Origin of the sequence: Marinomonas polaris DSM 16579 (assembly GCF_900129155.1) — a bacterium.
GTDB classification, from domain to species: Bacteria; Pseudomonadota; Gammaproteobacteria; order Pseudomonadales; family Marinomonadaceae; genus Marinomonas; species Marinomonas polaris.
Window position 1 is genome coordinate 475,523 of the sequence record NZ_FQVF01000002.1, and the last position, 6,680, is coordinate 482,202.

At 39.0% G+C, this 6,680-nt stretch carries 11 protein-coding genes; 10 read left to right on the forward strand and 1 reads right to left on the reverse strand.

Annotated features, from left to right (window positions below; genetic code table 11):
* The 10 genes from BUA59_RS02075 to BUA59_RS23785 form a co-directional block, all read left to right on the forward strand.
* Positions 1-292 (forward strand): hypothetical protein (locus BUA59_RS02075; RefSeq protein WP_217653712.1); only part of this gene is annotated, 292 nt, incomplete at its 5' end.
* 119 nt (positions 293-411) lie between these two features.
* Positions 412-801, forward strand: coding sequence for a RelA/SpoT domain-containing protein (locus tag BUA59_RS24315; protein WP_217653713.1), 390 nt, complete (start codon positions 412-414; stop codon positions 799-801).
* A 15-nt stretch (positions 802-816) separates the two neighbouring features.
* Positions 817-1,485, forward strand: coding sequence for a hypothetical protein (locus tag BUA59_RS24320; protein ID WP_217653714.1), 669 nt, complete (start codon positions 817-819; stop codon positions 1,483-1,485).
* A gap of 136 nt (positions 1,486-1,621) precedes the next feature.
* The gene (locus BUA59_RS02085) at positions 1,622-2,437 is read left to right on the forward strand and encodes a tetratricopeptide repeat protein (RefSeq protein WP_072838046.1); all 816 of its coding nucleotides are present in this window, start codon (positions 1,622-1,624) and stop codon (positions 2,435-2,437) included.
* A 146-nt stretch (positions 2,438-2,583) separates the two neighbouring features.
* Entirely contained in the window at positions 2,584-3,546 is a 963-nt protein-coding gene (locus BUA59_RS02090) for a hypothetical protein (RefSeq protein ID WP_139248822.1), read from the forward strand.
* Positions 3,547-3,780: 234 nt separating this feature from the next.
* Entirely contained in the window at positions 3,781-4,317 is a 537-nt protein-coding gene (locus BUA59_RS02095; RefSeq protein ID WP_072838048.1) for an MOSC domain-containing protein, read from the forward strand.
* Positions 4,318-4,575: 258 nt separating this feature from the next.
* Complete coding sequence (locus BUA59_RS02100; protein WP_072838049.1) at positions 4,576-5,070, forward strand: DUF1993 family protein; 495 nt, start codon at positions 4,576-4,578, stop codon at positions 5,068-5,070.
* 62 nt (positions 5,071-5,132) lie between these two features.
* Positions 5,133-5,453 carry an NIPSNAP family protein gene (locus BUA59_RS02105; RefSeq protein WP_072838050.1) on the forward strand — a complete coding sequence of 107 codons (321 nt, stop codon included), beginning with the start codon at positions 5,133-5,135 and terminating at the stop codon, positions 5,451-5,453.
* A gap of 139 nt (positions 5,454-5,592) precedes the next feature.
* The gene (locus BUA59_RS23545; protein ID WP_139248823.1) at positions 5,593-5,907 is read left to right on the forward strand and encodes a hypothetical protein; all 315 of its coding nucleotides are present in this window, start codon (positions 5,593-5,595) and stop codon (positions 5,905-5,907) included.
* 26 nt (positions 5,908-5,933) lie between these two features.
* Positions 5,934-6,107 carry a hypothetical protein gene (locus BUA59_RS23785; RefSeq protein ID WP_175550736.1) on the forward strand — a complete coding sequence of 58 codons (174 nt, stop codon included), beginning with the start codon at positions 5,934-5,936 and terminating at the stop codon, positions 6,105-6,107.
* On the opposite strand, the gene BUA59_RS02110 is transcribed toward BUA59_RS23785, so the two are convergent.
* The coding region (locus BUA59_RS02110; RefSeq protein ID WP_072838051.1) for an IS3 family transposase at positions 6,097-6,680 on the reverse strand (584 nt) is incomplete at its 5' end. The two genes, BUA59_RS23785 and BUA59_RS02110, sit on opposite strands and share 11 nt — an antisense overlap.

A 6,680-nucleotide genomic window follows, 5' to 3' on the forward strand; every position in this document is an offset into this window, starting at 1 on the left:
CCATTTGCCATTTGCCATTTGCCATTTGCCATTTGCCATTGAAATTGTCGGCTCAAATGAATTCGATGAAGATGACGAAGATTGGGTGTGCAATGAGAATTGGGTGCCTACTGCTCGTACGATTGAGGTATCAAGCGAGCTCTTTGGCAACTCATGGGAAGTTGCAGAGCAAAATATTGTTAATATGGCTTGTACTTATTTCAATTCAAATTACGTCAACGCAAGTAAACTAAAGCAAGCGAAAGCATTTGCGGTTGGTTTCGTATATGGAAATCTAAATTTGATAAAATAGGTAACTAACAAGGCCGTTAAACCGTGGACACAAAACAGCAGGCTTGTGCTCCTTCGTCGCTAATTTTAGCCTGCTATTTTGTGCCGTTTACGGCGAACATTAGCCATCAAGGAGTACAAATGGCATCTTTGGATTTCGAAAAAGAAAAAAATCAATTTAGAGAGTTTTACTCAAATAACATTAAGCTTCTTGAAGGTGCTACTGACTCATTTAGAACACTGATAGATGCATTATTAACTCATTCTGAGAATATTTATATTTCGAAAGTAGAAGGACGAGTCAAAGATAAAGAAGAATGTGTCAAAAAATTCAATATCAAATACCGTAAAAAGCTAGAAGAATCAAAAACAGAGTATGAGATAAAAAATCATATTACTGACCTAATAGGACTCAGAGTCGTCTGTTTGTATGAAGACGATATTGAAAAAATTAAAAACGTCCTGGCACAACATTTTTCTGTCATTGATGAAACAGACAAAATTTCTCAAGTCGAAAGTACCGAAGATTAATTTGGTTATAAAGGTTTGCACTTAGACTTAAAGCTTGGTGAAACCAGACGTGAAATGCCTGAATATAAAGCTTTCGTAGGCTTTAATTTTGAAATTCAAATTAGAACTATTATTCAAGACTCATGGAGTGTTCTGGATCATAAAATAAAGTACAAAAAGAGTATTCCGAATTTTTTAAGAAGAAGAATAAATACGCTTGCCGCATTGTTCGAACTCGCTGACAGAGAGTTCAAAGAAATAAGGCTTGCCACTGAAGCAGAAATTGAAAAAGCAAAGAGTGAAGAAACTGAAGATTCTCATACGCTGCCCGAGGGGCAAGTTGGACCTACAAAACTACTGAAAAATGGTCGTTTGAATGCTTTTGGATTTTTGAAAATTGCAAAACACTTCTTTAAAGATTATGAGTTCGAAGATTTCAAGGTAGATGGTTTTACTGAGGAAATTGTAGCGATTGAACCGGAGATCACTCGCACTGATTTCAATGAATATATGAAAGCGACAATTTCAAAAGTTAAGCAGTATCAAATATACTTCGAGAGCCAAGGCGAATCTAAAGAGAGCTTAAATCCTTTCACCATAATTAGACATTGCTTGTATTTGAATGATAAAGAAAAATACTCTTCATTCTTAACAAATGTTTCTAAAGAAGCTTTTGATAAATGGCTCTCTGAAAATGACGGCTAACAATCGCTTCAACAAAGACGCAAAAATCTTGGCTTGCGTCACTTCGTTCCTAATTGTAGCCAAGCTTTTTCGCGCCTGTTAAGCGGGCGTTAAGTTGCTATTTATATTCAGTATCAATCGAATCCAAGGAAGAATCATGAAAAAAATAATTATCGCTTTAAGTTTATCACTTGTTATTACAAGCTCCTATGCAGCGTCCCTAGAAAAGGCAAAGGTTTTATCTGAACATGGTTTGAAAGACCAAGCTAAGATTGAGTTAATTGATATTATATTTAGTAAAACATCAGACTCCAACAAAGCTAAAGCTTACTATGAATTAGGGAGAGTCGCCTTTGAAAGTAATCAAGTCACACAAGCCTTAAAAACATGGACTCAACTCTCTCTTAAATACCCCTCTTCAGATGAAGCCAAGTTAGTTAAAAATAAAATTGAGCAGTTATCTGAAATAGTAGGCGAAAGTGCTAAGGAGTCTGTAGATAATGCAATTGCTGCATCTTATTTAAAACACGCGGATTTTTGGTCATCAGATAAAGATAGTCGTTTTACAATTGACTCTAGTTGGATTCCAAAAGTAGAAACAGCTAGCAAATGGTATGACAAAACGATTGCTGAATTCCCAAATAGCAAAGCAGCCAGAATCGCCTACGAAGAAAAAATAAGAACTCTTTTGGGCTGGAAAGAGCGCGGCCAATATGGTTCTAAATTTGGTGTTGAAAAAGATTTTGCTACATACATGCCTCAGGTTCTAAAAGCTTTTAAGGAACTTGAAACGCAATTTCCAAAAGCTTCTACGTTACAAGCTTTCCGCTATCAAATTGCACAAGCTTATTGGAGTCAAAAAGACTGGGGAAATACTCGTTTGTGGTTGAATACCATTATCACAAAAGCGGGTGATACTGATAGTTTCTACAAAGACACTGCTCAGCGTCGTTTGCAAAAAGTAGAGTACTAGCAACTTAACAAGGTGCTTAAACGGAAAAATTACAGTTGGCTTTTGCTCGTTCCTCGCTAATTTTAGCCAAACTGTATTTTTCCGCTTAGCTAGCGTTATGTTTAGGCGCATCCTCATTGAAGTGATTGAAATCGAGAGACGGAGCTATGAGTAAAGAGATAATCCCAATTAGTCTCTCACAAGAGATATCACTCTCAGATAGTGAAAAAAAAGAATTTACCCGCAGAAGGAAGTCATTGGTATCGGAACTTCGCTGCATAACCGGCCTTCCAGAAGTCGTTTCTGCGCTTAATCAGGATACGGTCTACAAGCTTGTTTTGGCTCCTGAAGGAGCCAAACTGTATAAGGATGCTCAGGGAAATCTGAAAGGCGTGTTCTACAAAGATGGAAAAATTGTTGAACATGCGAAATTTCAGGAGGTTGGACCTTCGATGTTGAAGGCTGCAAAGGCGGTTGGCGCACAAGTTCTTTTAGTGAGCATAGCCATGCAGCTAAACCGTATTGAGGAGCAAGTAAGCAAGATATTTAAAGAGTTTCATGGTGACCGTCTTGCAGAAATTGAAACAGGAAAGTCGCTGTTTCGCCAAGCTTGTGGAATGCATGATTCTGAAAAAAGAGAGCAATTGGCATTACATGCAATAACAGAGTTGACGCGTGGATTTGAAAAAACAGTAAGCGCATTGTCGAGACAGATCAGCGAGCTTCCAGAACAAAAGCTATCATTTTTTGATAACTGGATTGGAGACAAGTCTAAAGAGGCTGAAGAAAGCCATAAAATGGCTGTTGAGTCATTTTCCGCCTGCTTAAGCGCTCTACAAACTTTGGCCAGATGCCATTTGTTTCTAGAAGAGCGAGAGGTGGCTTTAAGTTCAGTTGACGAAGGGCTAAGCAAAATAGAAAAAGCGGGCGTGGATATAGCATACGTCCGATCTAGATTGGCGCCTAAAATAAATGGCCACTTCCCAGAAGATGGCTGGAAACAGTTTATTGAGTATAGAAAAACATTTGATTCCAGTTCGTTTTCTACTCTTATTCATCCTGAAGAAGATGTTGTAGAGATAGAAATCAAACCCTCAGAGCTTATGGAGAAAAAACATGCAGAAATGTAAGAGCTGCGAAAGAGAGCTTCAGAAAGACGAGATCGATTTCTGTCCTTCCTGTGCCTCTAGCAAGTCCCACAAAATCAAGAAAATTATTGAGGTGGCAACTCCTATAGTGATTGCAATAGGCGGAATCGCTTTTAAGCTGCTGAAGAAAAAGTGACTTTTAGTGCGAAGATAAAACATAACAAAGCATTGCAGCGGACAAGCCGCTGAATGCGGCGTTAGCACCAAGGAGGAAGTGTGAAAGTAGTTTCATTAAGTAGAGATTCCGAGCACCGGTTTTCTAAAGAAACATGTGATTCGCTTGTTTTTGTGAAGGGTCTTGGAATTGAAGGAGACGCACATTGCGGTGTTACTGTGAAACATCGCTCTCGTGTTAAGGCAGACCCCACGCAGCCAAATTTACGACAAGTTCATTTAGTTCATTCTGAGTTAATACCAGAACTTCAAAATTCTGGTTTCAAAGTAGAGGCCGGGATTATATGTGAAAACGTTCTTACCGAAGGTGTTGACTTATTATCGTTACCTAGAGACACATTGGTCAATCTTGGTTCACAAGTTGTACTGAAGGTTACTGGTTTAAGGAATCCGTGTGCTCAGCTTGATAATTATCAGTCAGGTTTAACGAAGGCCGTTCTAGATCGGGATGAAGATGGTAATTTAGTTCGTAAAGCAGGAATAATGGCAGTAGTTAAAGAAGGCGGAATTGTAAAAGTTGGAGATAGCATATCTATAAAGATTCCACCAGAACCACATAAAGCACTTGAACGAGTATAGTGCTAACAATCACAGGCAATGGACGCGAAAAATACCGCGCCAATGCTGTAAGCGTTAGCCTTACCAGCATAAACATTACTTTTTAGAAGTCTGTCTTATCAAGGCGTTCACTTTTAAATAGAACTGTACTATTGAGGCTGTCATTTCGTATGTATGTCACGTCAGATCACGCCTCGTTCCTCGTCTCATCTGACCTACATGATCCGTTGGGCGAATGTTTGTCTGATCACACTCAATCATTGAGGTTTAGAGGAAATAATGAGCGGTCACATTAAACAATTATTCAAGGGCTACTTATTACAGTTGGAGACGATTGTTAATAAAGTACCGCCCGAGCTGTTCTCTGAGTCTTTAACGGATGATATGTTTTCTCTTGAGATGAACGCAAAAATCGCAGCCAATTTTGTGTTAAGAGGGTATTACCCGCTGTTGGGGGAAGAGGCTGTTTTGTTAATGTCTGATGAGGTTGGGAAAGCCGCCGTCGTTAGTCAAATCATAGCAACGAGAGAGTTATTAGAAACGCTTCCTGAAATTCGTTGTATTGATGATAGTAAAGTTATAACCGATAAAGCTGGCTTTTCAGAGATAGAGGTATGCCAGTCTGATTTTATTCATCGATATATAGTGCCTAATTACTTCTTTCATATGGGTATAGTCTACGCTATTGCTAAAAGTAATGGAGTAGCGGTGAGTAAAGGGGATTTTGATGGTCTTCATTCTTACCCTGCTGATTTTAGTTTTGTAAGTAGTTAAGTATGGCTGCTTGGTGTTATACATTGCGTATTAAATTAGGCTATTAGAAAGATTTAAATTTTATGATTACTTGCTATGTCAGGTGCGTGATTGACCCGAAAAAGGTTAAAGAATTTGAAGAATACGCAAGAATGTGGATTCCACTTGTTGAGAAGTTCGGTGGTCAACACAATGGCTATTTCCTACCGTCAGAAGGTGCGAATAATATAGCTCTAGCTTTGTTCACATTTGAAAGCTTATCAGCATACGAAGAGTATCGTCTTAAATCTCTAAATGATCCCGAGTGTATTGAGGTTTTTAAGTTTGCAGATAAAGTCGACTGCATTATTAGCTACGAACGTAGTTTTTTCAGACCAGTGCTTGGGCAGGGAAGCAACATATAACAAACCTTTCAAGTCGGATTCTCAACACTTGGTGGTTTTGGGTTTATTTGGCTCCTGCGTTTATAGGATAATAGTTGAGTGTTGGGATAGTGTTGTTCACCATTTGAGCGGGCGTTATGTGTCAGGGAGAGTTCACTAATTGGAAATATTGATATTCGCAGGAATCATCGCTTTATTAGCATGTCTTTCGGCAGGGCCATGTTTGCTGATTTGGTCATTGTCGGCTAAATGGCTTCCTGAAAAGTATTACTTCCCGCCTATTAAAATGACGTTTTTATGTGTGGTGTTGTCTTTGTTTACCGCATACGCCATTAATTTTGAGCTTGAGGGAGGCGGCATATCCATACTCATCGCAATTCTATTTCTATCAACTATTTGGTCAGCTGTTTTGTTGCCGATACTTTTAGTATTTAAATTGTTTGCACAAGATTCTTGTAGTAAGAGAAACACATAATAAATCGCTCATATACGGAGATCTAAATGAATAAGAAGGAAGCTGAAGAACTAAGTGTTCTACTAATGCAAGTTTCAGGAAAGCTTGACCAAAGCGTGCGTTTCGTTATGGATAAGGATACAAAAGAAAATTTTGAATCTTATAGATCAAGCGCAGGGAAAGTTATGGGAGTGGACTTCCCTAAGTTTGCTAGACAGTAGTTTCTTCTAAAAAATACATTTCTTCGAACTTTGCAGGTGACACGCCGCCTGTATGAGAATGACGTTTTATCGGATTGTAGAACATCTCAATAAAATTAAATATCTCACCTTTCGCTTCTTCCCTTGTCGAATATATCTTTCGTTTTGTCACTCGCTTCTTGAAGGTGGCAAAAAAGCTTTCCGCAACCGCGTTATCATGACAATTCCCTCGACAACTCATTGAAGGAATCAAGTTATGAGCCCTCATAAAAGCAAGGTAATCAGAACTCGCGTATTGGCTACCTTGATCGCTGTGGACTAATACTTCATATTTGGGCTTTCGCTGCCAAACAGCCATCAATAAAGCATTAATGACCAAATATCGATCCATCGTTTTGTCCATTGACCACCCGACAACACGTCGGGAAAACAAGTCGATGACGGTTGCCACGTACAAGAATCCTTCATGGGTTCTAACGTAGGTGATATCGCTTACCCATGTTTTATTAGGAGCATCAGGATTAAACTGACGCTTTAAGACGTTGTCAGCAATCTTGCCGACCTTACCGCCTTGGATGTGACGACGTTTATAGC

What these genes read in the sequence shown, in the direction of transcription:
- BUA59_RS02085 (WP_072838046.1), top strand. Translation starts at nt 1,622, where the DNA reads ATGAAAAAAATAATTATCGCTTTAAGTTTATCACTTGTTATTACAAGC.
- BUA59_RS24315 (WP_217653713.1), top strand. Translation starts at nt 412, where the DNA reads ATGGCATCTTTGGATTTCGAAAAAGAAAAAAATCAATTTAGAGAGTTT.
- BUA59_RS02090 (WP_139248822.1), top strand. Translation starts at nt 2,584, where the DNA reads ATGAGTAAAGAGATAATCCCAATTAGTCTCTCACAAGAGATATCACTC.
- BUA59_RS02105 (WP_072838050.1), top strand. Translation starts at nt 5,133, where the DNA reads ATGATTACTTGCTATGTCAGGTGCGTGATTGACCCGAAAAAGGTTAAA.
- BUA59_RS23785 (WP_175550736.1), top strand. Translation starts at nt 5,934, where the DNA reads ATGAATAAGAAGGAAGCTGAAGAACTAAGTGTTCTACTAATGCAAGTT.
- BUA59_RS02100 (WP_072838049.1), top strand. Translation starts at nt 4,576, where the DNA reads ATGAGCGGTCACATTAAACAATTATTCAAGGGCTACTTATTACAGTTG.